Below are 14,338 nucleotides of genomic sequence, written 5' to 3' on the forward strand. Positions count from 1 at the left end.
CCGGGGCCACGTTCTGTCGACTCTGAGAATCTCGACGTCAACAAACCTTGAACTTCCACAATGAGGAAACTAATATCCACTGCTGAGAAGGGCCGGTCCCCCGAAGCGGGGCCAGCAGCCATACCCAGGCGGCCCCGGCACCCAGTGCCGTACGGGTCGTTCGCTCGCTGAAGGAAGTGACAGCCACATGTCCGCACCAGCGCCGTCCCCGCTGGCCATCGTCGACGCCGAGACCCTGCCCGGGCAGGACGAGGTGCTCACTGAAGCGGCCCTCGCCTTCGTGGCCGAGCTGCACCGCCTTTTCACGCCCCGGCGTGACGAGCTCCTCGCCCGCCGCGCCGAGCGCCGCGCCGAGATCGCCCGCACCTCCACGCTCGACTTCCTCCCGGAGACCGCCGCCGTCCGCGCGGACGACACCTGGAAGGTCGCCGAGGCCCCGGCCGCCCTGAACGACCGCCGCGTCGAGATCACGGGACCGACCGACCGCAAGATGACGATCAACGCGCTGAACTCCGGCGCGAAGATCTGGCTCGCCGACTTCGAGGACGCCTCCGCCCCGACGTGGGAGAACGTCATCGGCGGCCAGCTCAACCTCACCAACGCCTACAACCGCGCCATCGACTTCACGGACGAGCGCTCCGGCAAGTCGTACGCGCTGAAGCCCGCCGAGGAACTCGCCACGGTCGTCATGCGCCCGCGCGGCTGGCACCTGAACGAGCGCCACCTCGTGGACGAGAGCGGCAAGGCCGTCCCCGGCGCGCTCGTCGACTTCGGCCTCTACTTCTTCCACAACGCGAAGAAGCTGATCGAGCTCGGCAAGGGCCCGTACTTCTACCTCCCGAAGACGGAGTCGCACCTGGAGGCCCGCCTCTGGAACGAGATCTTCGTCTTCGCGCAGGACTACGTCGGCATCCCGCAGGGCACCGTCCGCGCCACCGTCCTCATCGAGACGATCACGGCCGCGTACGAGATGGAGGAGATCCTCTACGAGCTGCGCGACCACGCCTCCGGTCTGAACGCGGGCCGTTGGGACTACCTCTTCTCCATCGTCAAGAACTTCCGTGACGGCGGCCAGAAGTTCGTCCTGCCGGACCGCAACGCGGTGACGATGACGGCCCCGTTCATGCGCGCCTACACCGAACTCCTCGTGCGCACCTGCCACAAGCGCGGCGCGCACGCCATCGGCGGCATGGCGGCCTTCATCCCGTCCCGCAAGGACGCCGAGGTCAACAAGGTGGCCTTCGCGAAGGTCCGCGACGACAAGGACCGCGAGGCCGGCGACGGCTTCGACGGCTCCTGGGTCGCGCACCCGGACCTGGTCCCGATCGCCATGGAGTCCTTCGACAAGGTCCTCGGCGAGAAGCCGAACCAGAAGGACCGCCTGCGCGAGGACGTCTCCGTCGCGGCCGGCGACCTGATCGCCATCGACTCCCTCGACGCGAAGCCCACCTACGACGGCCTGGTCAACGCCGTCCAGGTCGGCATCCGTTACATCGAGGCGTGGCTGCGCGGCCTCGGCGCCGTCGCGATCTTCAACCTCATGGAGGACGCGGCCACCGCCGAGATCTCCCGCTCCCAGATCTGGCAGTGGATCAACGCGGGCGTCGTCCTCGACAACGGCGAGCCCGTCACCGCCGAGCTGGCCCGCAAGGTCGCCGCCGAGGAGCTGGCGAGCATCAAGGCCGAGGTCGGCGGAGAGGCGTTCGCCGCCGGCAAGTGGCAGCAGGCCCACGACCTCCTCCTCCAGGTCTCCCTGGACGCGGACTACGCGGACTTCCTGACGCTGCCGGCGTACGAGCAGCTCGGCTGACGTCTCGCGGTGTGTGGGGCCCGGCGCCGGGGTGGCGCCGGGCCCTTACGCGTGCCTGGAACAGAGGTCGGCCGCCAGGGCCCCGCGGGCCCACTCCTCCCAGGCGTCGGGCGACCAGCCGCGGTCGCGGACGAGAACCAGGTACAGCTCCGGGCTGAGCAGCCCGTAGAGCAGATCGGCGGCGCGGGTGACGTCGACGTCGGTGCGGGCGTCGGGCTTGGTGATCAGTGCTTCGGCCGCGGCGTACTGGACGGTGTAGCGCGGGTCCGGGCTCGCGGGCCACTGCGCGGCGATCTCCGGGTCCGTGGCCGCGGCCGCCGCGATCAGCGGCATGATCGGGGCGACCCGGCCGAGGATCTCGCGCACCCCCCGCACGTGGGCGCGGAGCTGCCCCGCCGCGGTGGGCTCGGCGCACGCCTCGCGGAACCAGTCCCGCTCCATCGTGGCGACCGGTTCGGCGTCACCCGCGATGGATGTGTCGACGACGTCCTTGAACAGCGCACGTTTGTTGCCGAACACGAAGTACACCGTCTGGACCGCCACGCCCGCGCGGTCCGCGACCTCCTGAAGGCTCGTCGCCCCATACCCCTGCGCGACGAACAGGTCCCGCGCGGCCGCGACGACCTTCTCGCGGGTGCGCCGCGAGCGCTCGGCCCGCTTGTCGGGGCGCTTGGCGGTGCTTCTTTCAGCGCTTCTTTCGGCGCTTCCTTCGGATCCCTTGACCGCGGCCATGCCGGGAGTCTATCTCTAGAGTCAGACACTAGAGTTCGACTCTAAGTTCTTGGGGGCAACGATGCGCGAGACCGGGACCTGGACGACTGCGGAGCTCGACCAAGAGGCGGCGGTGCGCCGCGCACTGGAGGACTACTACCGGGACGGCAGGCCGCCGTGGGACTCCGGCGTCACACCGCCCGAGCTGGTGGACGTGGTGGAGGGGCCCGGTGCGCTGCCGCCCGGCCGCGCCCTCGAACTCGGCTGCGGCACCGGGACCAACTCGGTGTACCTGGCCCGCCACGGCTGGCGGGTGACGGCCGTGGATCTCGTGGACCGCGCGGTCCGGCAGGCCAGGGAGAAGGTCACCGCGGCGGGGGTGGATGTCACCGTGCTGTGCGCGGACGCCACTCGGCTCGACGAGGTGGGCGTGCGCGGCCCGTACGACCTGTTCTTCGACCTGAGCTGCTACTGCGGCATCCCGACGCACCGCCGCGACGCCTACGCGGCGGGGCTCACGGCACGGGCCGCACCGGGAGCGCGCCTGCTGATGTTCGGCTACGGGCCCGGGGTCCTTGACACCACGTTCTCCGGGGTCACGGCGGACGAACTCCGTGACCGGTTCGGCGGATGGCGGCTGACCGACATCAGCCCCGGCACGAACCCGTTCCCGACCTTCTGGTTCACGCTGCACCGCACGCCGTAGACGTACGCCGCGGCTGCCGGCCGCACGGCCCGCGGCCCCGCGCACAGCGTGGGTCAGCCCACGTGGCGGGACCAGTCCTGTTCCGCCGGGGGCTTTCCGTGGAGGTCGGGGACGCGTTTCAGCCAGGCGGGGCGGCCCCGCTCCGTCGCGGCCGCGCGCTTCGCGTCCGCCGCCGCCAGTTCGTCGCGGGACGGGAAGTCCGTGGGCAGCCAGGCGGCGGAGGTACGGGCGCGGGCCAGGAGGTAGGTGACGTAGGCGTCCCGGGCCTCGTCGGGGGTGGCGAAGTCCGTGAGCCACGCGTCCGGGACCAGCGAGAGGATCTCGCGCAGCAGGTCCTCGGTGACCTTGGGCGCCAGTTCCGCGTCGGCCGTGCGCGTGTCGGGCCCGTACCCGCCGAGCGCGTGGTGCCGGAAGTCGTACGCCTTCGCCGGGTCCGCGCCGTCCCAGCGGTGGTGGAAGACGAGCGCCGCGCCGTGGTCGATGAGCCACAGTTTCGGCGGGGCGACGCCGAGCGTGGGCCAGACCATGAGGTTCGAACTGTGCACCGTACGGTCCACGTTGACGGTGAGCGCGTCGAGCCAGACGATGCGGCCCGCCTCCAGCGGGTCGACGGGGAAGGTCTCCGCGATCTCCGGCGTGAAGTCCACCGCCCCCGGCAGGAAGTCCATCCCGAGGTTGAGACCCGGACTGGCCTCAAGCAGCTCCTTGACCTCCTGATGCGGCTCGTCCGCACCGAGCGCCGGATCGAAGTGCGCGAGCACCAGCTCCGGGAAGCGCAGCCCGAACGCGCGCGCAAGCTCGCCCACGACGATCTCCGCGACGAGCGCCTTCACGCCCTGCGCGGACCCGGTGAACTTGAGCACGTACGTGCCCAGGTCGTCCGCCTCGACGACACCGGGCACGGAACCGCCGGTGCGCAGCGGGTTCACGTAGCGGGTCGCGGTGATCTCTCTCAGCATTTCCTCGCCTCACCCCTCCACTTGCCTTGCAACCCAAGGGTCACCTCGGAGGGGTCCAGCAGCACCAATCGCCCGTTCTCACCCCTGGGGAGAATCTGGGGAGTTCTGGCCGGCATGCAGATCTCCGTGCCTCCCCAGCGGTCAGTCAACGGCCGTTCGCCCGTAGCTTCCGGCCTCGGCGTCCGGCCTTGTGAGCATAGTAACCAAGGGTGATCATCGGCGAGGCGTGGCCGAGCCGCCGGGCACAGGAGCTGCGCGGACCTGTGTGCGGGAGGCGTACCGATCACGCGGCGCCGGTGATCAGGTCCTGCGACAGGTCCCACAGGCGCCGCGCGCCCGCCGGGTCGACGGCGTAGCGGGCGACGCCGTGCAGCGTGCCGGAGCGCCGGTCGACGATCTCGGTCTCGTTGCAGTCGACGAAGTAGCGGCCGCCGACGCCTTCGAGCAACGGCGAGGTGGCCAGGAGCGCTGACGTGGCGGCGCCCTGCTCGACGGTCTTGATGAGCTCGGCGGGGACGCGGCCGCTGCCCCGGCCGCCGGTGTGCCGCTGCAGGTTCGTGTAGATGGCGCCCGGCATCAAGGCGTTGGCGGTGATGTTGTCGTCGGCCCAGCGGCGGGTCGCCTCCACCGCGAACAGGACGTTGGCCGTCTTGGACTGCCCGTAGGCGAGCCACGGGTCGTAGCGGCGGAAGGCGAAGTTGACGTCGTCCCACACGATCGGCGACTGCTGATGGCCGGTGGAACTCACCATCACGACGCCGGCGTTGCCGTCGGCGGCCAGCGCGCCGTGCAGGCCGGTGGCCAGGGCGAAATGGCCGAGGTGGTTGGTGGCGAACTGCCACTCCCAGCCCTGCTCCGTGTACTGCTCGGGGCAGGCCATGACGCCCGCGTTGTTCACCAGGACGTGCAGCGGGCCCTGCCAGGCGGCGGTGAAGGCCGTGATGGACGCGGGGTCGGTCAGGTCGAGACGCACGGCCCGCACGTCCTGGTTGCCGGTCGATCCGGTGATGTCCTTGGCGACGCGTTCGCCCGCCGCCACGTCCCGCACGGCGAGGGTGACGGCCGCACCGGTGGCCGCCAGGGCGCGGGCCGTTTCCGCCCCGATGCCGGAGGAGGCGCCGGTGACGACCGCGCGGCGGCCGGTGAGGTCGATTCCTGACACGACCTCACCGGCGGTGCTGGCGAAACCGAACGGGGTGGTGAGGGCACTCATGAGGGGACTCCTTGTTGAAAGGCTGGATGGTGAAGTGGCCACGGGGGCTGCGCACGGGCGGCGGCCGGTGAGGTCCGGTGCGGTCAGGGGACGAGCATCGCGTCCTGCTCGACCGGCGGCGTGCCGTCGTGCCAGGCCAGGGCCTTGCCGAAGCGCACCAGTTCGCCGTAGAGCGTGGGGTCGACGTGCTCGGCGAAGACCAGATCGAGGACGGCCTCAGCGGCCCGGGCGGGCGACTGGGCCTGGCTGTAGTCGCTGAACCACGGGCGCGAGGTCGCCGTGTCGACCATGCCGGGACAGACCGCGGCGACGAGCGTGTCGTCCGCCAGGTCGCGGGCGCGGCGTTCGGCGGCGACGGCGCGAACGGCGGCGACCTGGGCCACCTTCGAGGGCACGTTCAACCACAGCGGCCAGCCGGCCTCCTGTGCGGTCTTGTGGTGGATGGCGCTGCGCCACGTCTCCACGGCGTACTCGACCTGCTCAAGGCTCGCGCCGTCGAACAAGTGGTGCAGCCGACCGTCGAGGTGACCGAGCGTCCCCAGGCTGCTGGCCACGACGAGCAGGCGGCCACCCGGGCGCAGCACCGGGCCGAAGGAGCGCAGCATCGCGTGCGTGGCGGTGTTGGAGACGTCGATGAACTCATCGGCCCGCTCCGACTGGGACTCCTCGGGGAGCAGCCGGGTGACCGCATTGGAGATGACGACGTCCACCCCTCCGTGGCGGACCCGCAGCTCCTCGGCGAGACGGGCGATGGCGTCGGAGTCCGTGACATCCAGGACGCGGCCCTCGACCCGGGCACGGGTGGCGGACAGCCGGGCGACTTCCCGGGCGGCGTCCGCCACGCGCCGTTGACTGCGGCCGGTGAGCAGGACCAGGTCCCGCGGATCCATGCGGGCCGCGAGCCCTTCGGCGAAGGCACGGCCGAGCCCCTGGTTGGCGCCCGTGACGAGGGCGATGCGCGAAGTGGTCATGCGTCCACGCTAGAAACCCGCCGCCCATGAGTCCAACGAAAGTTTGGAACAGCTAGCATGCGTAAACATCATGGACTTCACCGATGTGTCACTGACGGCGTTGCGCGTCCTGCGGGCCGTGGCGGAACAGGGAACCTTCACCGCGGCAGCGGCGTCGCTCGGCTACACCCAGTCCGCGGTCTCCCGGCAGATCGCCGCGATCGAGCGCGCGGCAGGCACGGAACTGCTGGAGCGGCGGCGCGACGGGGCCCGGCTCACGCCCGCCGGCCGTGTCGTCATGCGCCGCGCGACGGTCGTGCTCGACGAGATCGCCGCGACCGCCAGGGAACTGTCGGGCCTGCCGGAGCAGACCGGGACGGTCCGTCTGGGCTGGGTGCCCAGCGCCGGCGCCGTGCTGGTGCCCCGATTCCTTGCCGCACTGCGCGAAACCGACCCCGGGCTCGAAGTCGTCGGCCGTGAGGGCGGCACCCCGGCACTGGTCCGTGCCCTGCGGGCGGGCAGCCTGGATCTGGCCCTGCTCGGCTCGGCGCCGCCGTTTCGCGCGCCGGACACCGAGTCGCCCCCACTGGCCCTGCAAACACTCACCGAACGACCCCTGTGTCTCGCGGTGCCCGCCACGCACCCCCTGGCCCGCGGCACATACGTGGACGTGGCCGATCTGCGGGGGCAGCGCTGGATCGCCGGGTCCTCATCGGGGGAGGACCGCCTGATGGGCGTGTGGCCCGGCCTGGACGAGCGTCCCGAGATCGCCCACACCGCCCGCGACTGGCTGGCCAAGCTCCACCTCGTCGCCGCAGGGTGCGGACTGACCACTCTGCCCGCCTCGCTCGTCGACGCCGTACCCCCCGGAGTGCGGATCCTCCCCGTCCGCGGCGGCCCGCAGGAACAGCGGCGCCTGCTCCTGGCCCGCCTGCCCGACCCGCCGTCCCAGGCCGTGACGCGCGTGGCCGCTGTCCTCCGCGCGACGGTGCTCGACGTCCACGCGCCCCGTCCCGCCGCATGAGCACTGACGCCGGGGGCGGGCCGGGAGACCGGGCAGATCTGCTCAGGTGGCCTTGAGCGCGAGAAGGCTCTCGGCGGTTTCGGCGATGGTGTCCTCGATGGGGCGCGGCTTCCAGCCAAGGAGGCGCTGGGCCTTCTCGGAGGTGGCGTCGAGGTTCTTGCCGAGCAGCTTCCGCAGGGTGCGCAGGTCGGGGTCGACCAGGGCGAGGGTGCGGGCGGCCCAGACGGGCATCTCCCGCGTGGGCGCGCTTGCGGCGCGTTCGCCGAGGCGTTCGCGGAGGATCGCGGCGACCTCTCGGACCCACAGACTCTTCCCCGAGGTCGCGATGAACCGTTCCCCCGCGGCGGCCGGGTCGGTCATCGCACGCAGATGCAGATCGGCGACGTCCCGGACGTCCACGTAGCCGGAGGCGAACTTCAGGGACACCGGCATCGAGCCGTCCAGCATGCGTTCGATCAGGCCGAGGGACGGGGAGTAGTCGGGACCCAGTACCGGGCCCAGGACACCGGTGGGGTTCACCGTGGCGAACTCAAGCCCGCCGCCCCGCGTCCTGATGAAGTCCCACGCGGCGCGCTCGGCGAGCGTCTTGGACTTCTGGTAGGGCTCGATGCCCGCGTCGACGTTCGTCCAGTCGTCCTCCGTGAAGGGCGTGTCCCGGTCGGGGTGGCCGTAGGCGATGGCACCGATCGCCGAGGTGAGCACCACGCGTCGCACCCCGGCGTCGCGGGCCGCCCGCAGTACCCGCAGCACGCCGTCACGGGCCGGGGCGACCATCTCCTCGTCCGACCGCGGAACGCTCGTCAGCGTCGGTGACGCGACGTGCAGGACGGCGTCGCACCCCCGCACCGCCTCCGGCCAGCCCGCGTCCCGGGTCAGATCAGCGGCCACGACACGCAGGGGTGCGTCCTGTGCGGCCCCGCCGCGCCGGAGCATCGCCCGCAGATCCGTCTCGCGGGACAGGTCGCGGACGGTGGTGCGCACCGTGTGCCCTGCCTCCAGCAGGGCCAGGGCGCACCAACTGCCGATGTACCCCGACCCGCCCGTCACCAGCACTTCAGCCATGATTCCTGTCCTCTTCGACGGTCATGCTCGATGGTCGTGCCCGGCCCCCCGCTTGTTTCAGACGTTGGCGTAGCCGGGGACGGAAGCCTTGATGCGTTCCAGTTCCGCGGGATCGGAGATGCCCTGGAAGTCGTGGCGGGGGGTGTAGGGGGCCTCCAGCCGACGGGCCTCGTCGTGGGTGAGGTCCACATCGAGGGAGGCCACGGCCTCGTCGATCTGCCGGATGGTGCGGGCGCCGACCAGGGGGGCGGCCACGACGGGGTTGCGGCGCAGCCAGGCCAGGGCGACCTGGGCGCGGGAAACGCCGCGGGCCTCGGCGACGGCGCCGACCGCCTCGATGATCTCGCGGTCGCTGTCGGCGTTCGCCGCGTAGAGCAGGTCGGCGAAGCCGCCGTCGGTGGCCGCGCGGGCCCCGGCGTTCGCCTGATCGAAGGCGCGGGCGAGGCGACCGCGGGCCAGCGGGCTCCACACCATGGTGGCCACGCCCTCGTCGGCGCAGAGCGGGAGCATCTCGCGCTCCTCCTCGCGGGCGAGCAGGTTGTAGTGGTCCTGCATGGTGACGAAGCGGGCCCAGCCGTTGCGCTCCTGGAGGTGCAGGGCCTTGGCGAACTGCCAGGCGTGCATGGACGAGGCGCCGAGGTAGCGGGCCTTGCCGGCCTTCACCACGTCGTGCAGCGCCTCCAGGGTCTCCTCCAGCGGGGTGTCGCTGTCCAGGCGGTGGATCATGTAGACGTCGACGTGGTCGGTGCCGAGCCGACGCAGGCTGGCGTCGATCTCGCTCATGATCGCCTTGCGGGACAGTCCGCCGCCGTTGGGCCTGCCGGGTCGCATGTCGTGCCGCACCTTGGTGGTGATGACCACGTCGTCGCGGTCGGCGAAGTCCCGCAGCGCCCGGCCGAGGATCTCCTCGCTGGAGCCGTACGAGTACATGTTGGCCGTGTCGAAGAAATTGATGCCCGCTTCGAGCGCGTGCTTGATCAGCGGGCGGCTGGACTCCTCGTCGAGGGACCAGACGGGGTGGCCGCGGTCGGGCTCGCCGTAGGTCATGGCGCCGATGGCGACCGGGGAGACGTCGAGACCGGTGCGGCCGAGTTTGATGTAACGCATGCGGAGGCTCCTATGATGGAACACGAACGGAGAGTTCTCCGTTTCGCTTCGACGCTAACGGAGAACTCTCCGCTTATCAACCGGAGCCGTCCATGCCGAGCAGAGTGGAGGCCACATGGCCGACGCGCGACCACAGCGCTCCGACGCGCTGAAGAACCGGGAGGCGATCTTGCAGGTCGCCCACGACACCCTTGCCGAGACTCCCGACGCCTCCCTGAACTCCATCGCCAAGCGCGCGGGTATCGGCCCAGGGACGCTCTACCGGCACTTCCCCACCCGCGAGGCGCTGATCCTGGAGGTCTACCGCCACGACATCAGCCGCCTGGTCGCCTCCGTCCCTCGGCTGCTGGACGCCATGGACCCGCTGGACGCACTGCGCCGCTGGTTCACCGACCTCACCGGCTACGTACGCATCAAGCACGGACTGGGGGACGCGCTCAACTCCGCCGCGGCCCAGGAAGTCGTCAGCGCCTCCTGGCCCCCCGTGAGCGCCGCCGTCGGCGAACTCCTCCAGGCGTGCGAACGTGCCGGGGCGATCCGCCCCGGCATCGACCCCGTCGACGTCGTCATGCTCCTGAGCTGCCTGTGGCGCACTCCCCCGACCGACGCCGGCGCCGCCCAGGCCCGGCGCCTGATGGAACTCGCGATCCAGGGCTTTCGCCCCTGACCGGCGCGGTCGCCCGCATGACCAGCAGTCGACCGCCCGGCAGGCTTGAGCAAGTCGCGGGAATGCCCTGGTCAGGTGTGCCCGAGCGCCTGGTCACGTCGGGCTTGCAGATCCCGCTGGACGCCGGCCACGTCGTCGGCGTACGTGCGGTGGAGGAGCGTCAGGAACGCACCGTTGATCAGCATGAGGATCACGAGGGCCCACAGGAAGACCGTGCGCAGGCCGATGGCGTCGCCGAGGAAACCGGCACCGAGGCTGTACGCGGCCCAGGCGATCGCCTCGAATATGGAGACGTAGAGCGCGAAGGCGGCGCCTCGCAGCTCGGGTGGGGTGATGGCCATGACCATGGGGCGGTTGACGCTGGGGTTGACTCCCTGCGCGGCGCCCATGAGGGCGAAGAAGATGCCGAACAGGGCGATGCTGCCGTAGTCGAACTGCGTGCCGAAGAAGGCGACCAGCGCGAAGACGAACTGGGCCGCCTGAAGTACCGCGACCAGTCCGCGGCGCGGGCTGCGGCGGACGGCCCAGTCGGCCATGACGCCGCCCAGCAGCGTGCCGAGGAAGTACCCGATGCCGAAGGGCAGCAGCACGATCGCCGCCTCCTGGGTGCTGAAGCCGTACACGTCCACCAGGAAGACCACCCCGAAGGTGCCCACCAGGAGGTGGCCCGAGAGGAGTCGTGAGACGAGGAGGAGGACCAGGCTGCGGATCTTGAGCAGCGAGAGCGCCTTGTCCCAGGTGAGCTTCGCGTGGGCGTCCCGCGTGACGCGGTCGAGGTCGGCCAGCTGCCGCTCGGCCGCTCCTCGCCCCGGATCACGGAACCAGATCCACAGGGCGATGCCGAGCACGATGTTGAAAGTGCCGATGCCCCACAGTCCCCAGCGCCAGCCCTCGTCGACACCTGCCAGCTGCCCCTTGAGCGGGCCGATCCCGGCACTGACCAGCGAGACGGCACCGTAGACCACACCGACCGCGCGGCCGCGCGACGAGCCGCCGAAAAGGTCGCCGATCAACTCGGTGATGATGGGGTGGGCGGCGGCGTAGCCCGCCGCCAGGACCGTGTAGAGGACGAGGAGTTGGGCGAAGTTCCGGGAGAAGCCGGCGGCCACGCCCCAGACTCCCCACAGCCCGGTCGCCACGACCAGGACGCTCTTGCGTGACCAGCGCTGCGCGGCCCACACCCAGAAGGGCCCGGTGAACGCACCCACGATCTTGCTGGAGGCGGTCAGGATGCCCAGTGCGCCGAGCGAGACGCCGAGGGACTGCCGGATCAGCGGGAACAGGCTGCTGACCAGACTCGCCTCGGTGCTGTCGACCAGCATGGTGCCGCCGAGCAGGTACAGCTGCCGCCAGCGCCCTTTCACCGGGACCGCGGCCGTGGGCATGACGGGGCTCTGGCTAAGCTCGGTCATCGGGCCCTCTCATTTCTCTGCGATTTTCCTGGCGGGAGATCCACGGGGAGGTGAAGGCCGACTGCCGGTGACGGGGCGGCAACCCCGTCACCGGCTCGAACGGCCGTAGAGGAATCAGAGTCGTGCGAGTTCTTCGGCAACGCGGCGGAGATCCGGCACAGGGAACATCGCCCCTGCCATCGCGGCGACGTCGATGAGCGGCGTGGGGCCCAGCATCTGCAGGAGCTCGGAGTCGACGACACCGGGCAGGTGCCTGCGCAGCACTTCGCCGGCCACCGGGTCGGAGAGCAGCGACTTGAGAGGCGTACGCAGTGAGAGGCGCCCCTCGGGGTAGTCCTCGGCGCGGGGCAGTGGCAGGGCGGCCCGCTCCGCCTGTTCGCGCTGGGAGCGGACCAGGAGGTGCTTCCGCGTCACCGGCCCTTCGGCGGGCAGCCCGAGGCGTTCGTACTGGCTGGGCGGCGCGTCCTCGGCCCGCATGAGCTCCACCATCAAGGTGGCCATGCGCAGTTCGGCGACCTCGTCGACCAGGGGTGAGTTCTGTTCGGGGTCGGTCTCCAGGTCGAAGAGGAGCGTGCCGTGGTGGTAGGGGTTGACCAGGGTGCGGCCCGGCACGCGCACGGTGCGGACGTTCTTGGTGAAGGTGAACGGCTCGGCCAGTTCCAGATCCGAGAGTTCGGCGGGCGAGAAGCGGCCCCGCATGTGCGTCGGCATCAAGGTGTGCTCGAACAGGGGCGCGTTGTCGGGCGAGGCGGGTGCCCGCATGTAGACGTACCGGCCGTCGGTGACGTTGACGTGCCCGCCGTGGATGCCGAAGAGGCCCGCCTCTCGTACGGGGGTGTCCTCGGCGATCGGCAGCGGCTCGCCCCGCATGCCGCGCGGACGGTCGACCCCGAAGAACTCCAGGAACGTCGGGGCCAGATCGATGGTCTGCACGAGCGCCTCGCGCCGCGTGCCGGCGGTGGCGGCGCGCGGATCCCAGGCGAAGAGCGGCAGATGGACGAGTTCGTTGAACCACGGCTGGACGCTCTTGCCCCACCAGCCCTTCTCGCCGAGCAGCAGTCCGTGGTCGGTGCAGACGATCAGCAGCGTGTCGTCCCACAGCTCCAGCTCGTCCATGGTGTCCAGGACGCGACCCAGGGAGTGGTCGCACATCGACAGGAGGGCCGCGTACTCGAACCGGCCGTGCGCGACCTGGTCGTCACTCTCCACGACCCGCTTGTAGTCGGGCCAGTCGAAGTGCGGGCCCTCGTAGTCGTGGGGGTAGAGGTCTTTATAGGGCTGGTGGCTGAAGAACGGTTCGTGCGGGTCGAAGGTCTCGATCTGGACGAACCACCGGTCGGCTTCCCGGTTGGTGCGGATGAAGTCGAGTCCGGCGTCGAAGGTGAGGGTCTGCGGATGCCGGTCCTCGGTGGCCATGTGGGGACGGTTCACCCAGTCCTGGCGGTAGGCGCCGAAGCGCACCTTCTTCAGGTCCTCCGGTATGACGGGGTCGGTGACCTGCCCCTTCCACGGGTCGCCCTCTTGACCGCGGAAGAACTCCCAGGTGTTGTAGCGGCCGTGGTAGGTGGCGCCGCCGTCCTCCCAGTAGTGCGGGTGATCGCTGACGAGGTGGGTGTAGACGCCGTTCTGCTTGAGCAGTTCGGGCATGGAGTCGTCGAACGGCTCCAGCGGACCCCAGCTGCGGTGCAGGAAGTTGTGGCGCCCGGTGTGGATCTCGCGGCGGGCCGGCATGCAGGGCATGGATCCCGCGTACGCGTTGTCGAAGGTGACGGCCCGCCGGGCGAGCCGGGCGAAGTTCGGCGCGTGGGTCCAGTCGGCCCCGTAGGGCGGCAGCATGTGCCGGTTGAGGCTGTCGAACATCACCATGACGGCTCTCATCGCAGGGGCTTCCCTTCGGTCAGGCTGCGCAGGGTCTCTTCCAGCCAGGCGACCCAGCGGTCCACGGCCGCCGCGCCCAGCCTGTGCAGTGCGTTGTGGATCTCCAGGTCCAGCTCCCGGTCGAGTCCGGACGCCGGATCCTCGTAGCGCAGGGTGCGGTCCCGGTCCCGGTTCTCGGCGATCTGCTTGCGGCGGTGTTCGAGTTCGGTCTCGACGAGCCGGATCGCCGCCGCCTTGTCGAGCGGCCCCGTGACGCTGAAGCGGGCGACGAAGTCGATCTCCTGGAAGCGGCTCGGCGGCTCGTAGGGCGAACGCACCCATTCCAGAAGGACCTCGTGGCCGCGCGGCGTGAGCCGGTACACCTTGGCGTCGGGGCGGCCCTCGCGCGCGTCGACCTCGTGGCGCACCCAGCCGTCGGCCTCCATCTGGGCGAGCTTGCGATAGATCTGGCTGTGGTGCGCCCGCGCCCACAGGAACTGCCCTTCGGTCTCCAGCCACTTGCGCAGGTCGTAGCCGCTGTAGGGGCGACGGGTCAGGAGACCCAGCAGGACGTACTCGAACTTCACGGGCGCGGACTCCTCGGGATGAGCGTGACCATGTGCACCTTCACCTATGTGCGAATTCATATACGCGCGCGATGAAAGCGTCAATGGGACGCCCGGCCTGACGGGTTGGCCCGGCCGAACGGGAGGTCGGCGGTGGCCGAGTCGCCTGCCCGGCCGGACAACCAACCCACCAGGACCCCGGTACGCCGTCGATCCAACCGGCGAAACGGACGATCCCGCCGCCGGCGAGGACCCCGACGGTGTTCGCGCGGACGCGTCCTTCCGCAGCGGGTG

13 protein-coding genes are annotated in these 14,338 nt (G+C 70.6%); 4 read left to right on the forward strand and 9 right to left on the reverse strand.

The window, feature by feature from the left end:
• The first annotated feature begins 187 nt into the window (after positions 1 to 187).
• Positions 188 to 1,810 carry a malate synthase A gene (gene aceB, locus ACNYS0_RS10210; protein WP_422472523.1) on the forward strand — a complete coding sequence of 541 codons (1,623 nt, stop codon included), beginning with the start codon at positions 188 to 190 and terminating at the stop codon, positions 1,808 to 1,810.
• A 45-nt stretch (positions 1,811 to 1,855) separates the two neighbouring features.
• On the opposite strand, the gene ACNYS0_RS10215 is transcribed toward aceB, so the two are convergent.
• Entirely contained in the window at positions 1,856 to 2,542 is a 687-nt protein-coding gene (locus ACNYS0_RS10215) for a TetR/AcrR family transcriptional regulator (RefSeq protein ID WP_422472525.1), read from the reverse strand.
• A gap of 61 nt (positions 2,543 to 2,603) precedes the next feature.
• On the opposite strand from ACNYS0_RS10215, the gene ACNYS0_RS10220 reads away from it, so the two are divergent.
• Positions 2,604 to 3,227, forward strand: a complete 624-nt coding sequence (locus tag ACNYS0_RS10220) for a class I SAM-dependent methyltransferase (protein ID WP_422472527.1) — start codon at positions 2,604 to 2,606, stop codon at positions 3,225 to 3,227.
• A 53-nt stretch (positions 3,228 to 3,280) separates the two neighbouring features.
• Here the strand turns inward: ACNYS0_RS10220 and ACNYS0_RS10225 are convergent, their stop codons facing one another.
• The 3 genes from ACNYS0_RS10225 to ACNYS0_RS10235 all read right to left on the reverse strand — a co-directional run bounded on the left by ACNYS0_RS10225 (position 3,281) and on the right by ACNYS0_RS10235 (position 6,370).
• Complete coding sequence (locus ACNYS0_RS10225) at positions 3,281 to 4,186, reverse strand: HipA family kinase (RefSeq protein ID WP_422472529.1); 906 nt, start codon at positions 4,184 to 4,186, stop codon at positions 3,281 to 3,283.
• A gap of 283 nt (positions 4,187 to 4,469) precedes the next feature.
• On the reverse strand, positions 4,470 to 5,399 hold the full coding sequence (locus ACNYS0_RS10230; RefSeq protein ID WP_422472531.1) for an SDR family NAD(P)-dependent oxidoreductase: 930 nt from the start codon (positions 5,397 to 5,399) through the stop codon (positions 4,470 to 4,472).
• Positions 5,400 to 5,482: 83 nt separating this feature from the next.
• Complete coding sequence (locus tag ACNYS0_RS10235) at positions 5,483 to 6,370, reverse strand: SDR family NAD(P)-dependent oxidoreductase (RefSeq protein WP_422472533.1); 888 nt, start codon at positions 6,368 to 6,370, stop codon at positions 5,483 to 5,485.
• Between the two features lie 70 nt (positions 6,371 to 6,440).
• Between ACNYS0_RS10235 and ACNYS0_RS10240 the strand changes: the two genes are divergently transcribed.
• Positions 6,441 to 7,373 carry a LysR family transcriptional regulator gene (locus tag ACNYS0_RS10240; RefSeq protein WP_422472535.1) on the forward strand — a complete coding sequence of 311 codons (933 nt, stop codon included), beginning with the start codon at positions 6,441 to 6,443 and terminating at the stop codon, positions 7,371 to 7,373.
• 42 nt (positions 7,374 to 7,415) lie between these two features.
• Here the strand turns inward: ACNYS0_RS10240 and ACNYS0_RS10245 are convergent, their stop codons facing one another.
• Positions 7,416 to 8,435: an SDR family oxidoreductase gene (locus tag ACNYS0_RS10245; RefSeq protein ID WP_422472537.1), complete on the reverse strand. Its 1,020-nt coding sequence runs from the start codon at positions 8,433 to 8,435 to the stop codon at positions 7,416 to 7,418.
• A 57-nt stretch (positions 8,436 to 8,492) separates the two neighbouring features.
• Positions 8,493 to 9,542, reverse strand: a complete 1,050-nt coding sequence (locus ACNYS0_RS10250; RefSeq protein WP_422472539.1) for an aldo/keto reductase — start codon at positions 9,540 to 9,542, stop codon at positions 8,493 to 8,495.
• 115 nt (positions 9,543 to 9,657) lie between these two features.
• Here ACNYS0_RS10250 and ACNYS0_RS10255 point away from each other — a divergent pair, with 115 nt between their 5' ends.
• On the forward strand, positions 9,658 to 10,209 hold the full coding sequence (locus ACNYS0_RS10255) for a TetR/AcrR family transcriptional regulator (RefSeq protein WP_422472541.1): 552 nt from the start codon (positions 9,658 to 9,660) through the stop codon (positions 10,207 to 10,209).
• 71 nt (positions 10,210 to 10,280) lie between these two features.
• Here ACNYS0_RS10255 and ACNYS0_RS10260 read toward each other — a convergent pair whose 3' ends face one another.
• The 3 genes from ACNYS0_RS10260 to ACNYS0_RS10270 all read right to left on the reverse strand — a co-directional run bounded on the left by ACNYS0_RS10260 (position 10,281) and on the right by ACNYS0_RS10270 (position 14,065).
• Entirely contained in the window at positions 10,281 to 11,621 is a 1,341-nt protein-coding gene (locus ACNYS0_RS10260) for an MFS transporter (RefSeq protein WP_422472543.1), read from the reverse strand.
• 114 nt (positions 11,622 to 11,735) lie between these two features.
• Complete coding sequence (locus tag ACNYS0_RS10265) at positions 11,736 to 13,499, reverse strand: sulfatase (RefSeq protein ID WP_422472545.1); 1,764 nt, start codon at positions 13,497 to 13,499, stop codon at positions 11,736 to 11,738.
• Entirely contained in the window at positions 13,496 to 14,065 is a 570-nt protein-coding gene (locus ACNYS0_RS10270; RefSeq protein ID WP_422472547.1) for a PadR family transcriptional regulator, read from the reverse strand. Before ACNYS0_RS10270 ends, ACNYS0_RS10265 begins: the two co-directional genes overlap by 4 nt.
• Between the last annotated feature and the right edge of the window lie 273 nt (positions 14,066 to 14,338).

The organism is Streptomyces anthophorae (genome assembly GCF_049310305.1).
Taxonomy (GTDB): domain Bacteria; phylum Actinomycetota; class Actinomycetes; order Streptomycetales; family Streptomycetaceae; genus Streptomyces.

Coding starts and splice junctions, on each gene's coding strand:
- aceB (WP_422472523.1), top strand. CDS start 188: ATGTCCGCACCAGCGCCGTCCCCGCTGGCCATCGTCGACGCCGAGACC.
- ACNYS0_RS10215 (WP_422472525.1), bottom strand. CDS start 2,542: ATGGCCGCGGTCAAGGGATCCGAAGGAAGCGCCGAAAGAAGCGCTGAA.
- ACNYS0_RS10220 (WP_422472527.1), top strand. CDS start 2,604: ATGCGCGAGACCGGGACCTGGACGACTGCGGAGCTCGACCAAGAGGCG.
- ACNYS0_RS10225 (WP_422472529.1), bottom strand. CDS start 4,186: ATGCTGAGAGAGATCACCGCGACCCGCTACGTGAACCCGCTGCGCACC.
- ACNYS0_RS10230 (WP_422472531.1), bottom strand. CDS start 5,399: ATGAGTGCCCTCACCACCCCGTTCGGTTTCGCCAGCACCGCCGGTGAG.
- ACNYS0_RS10235 (WP_422472533.1), bottom strand. CDS start 6,370: ATGACCACTTCGCGCATCGCCCTCGTCACGGGCGCCAACCAGGGGCTC.
- ACNYS0_RS10240 (WP_422472535.1), top strand. CDS start 6,441: ATGGACTTCACCGATGTGTCACTGACGGCGTTGCGCGTCCTGCGGGCC.
- ACNYS0_RS10245 (WP_422472537.1), bottom strand. CDS start 8,435: ATGGCTGAAGTGCTGGTGACGGGCGGGTCGGGGTACATCGGCAGTTGG.
- ACNYS0_RS10250 (WP_422472539.1), bottom strand. CDS start 9,542: ATGCGTTACATCAAACTCGGCCGCACCGGTCTCGACGTCTCCCCGGTC.
- ACNYS0_RS10255 (WP_422472541.1), top strand. CDS start 9,658: ATGGCCGACGCGCGACCACAGCGCTCCGACGCGCTGAAGAACCGGGAG.
- ACNYS0_RS10260 (WP_422472543.1), bottom strand. CDS start 11,621: ATGACCGAGCTTAGCCAGAGCCCCGTCATGCCCACGGCCGCGGTCCCG.
- ACNYS0_RS10265 (WP_422472545.1), bottom strand. CDS start 13,499: ATGAGAGCCGTCATGGTGATGTTCGACAGCCTCAACCGGCACATGCTG.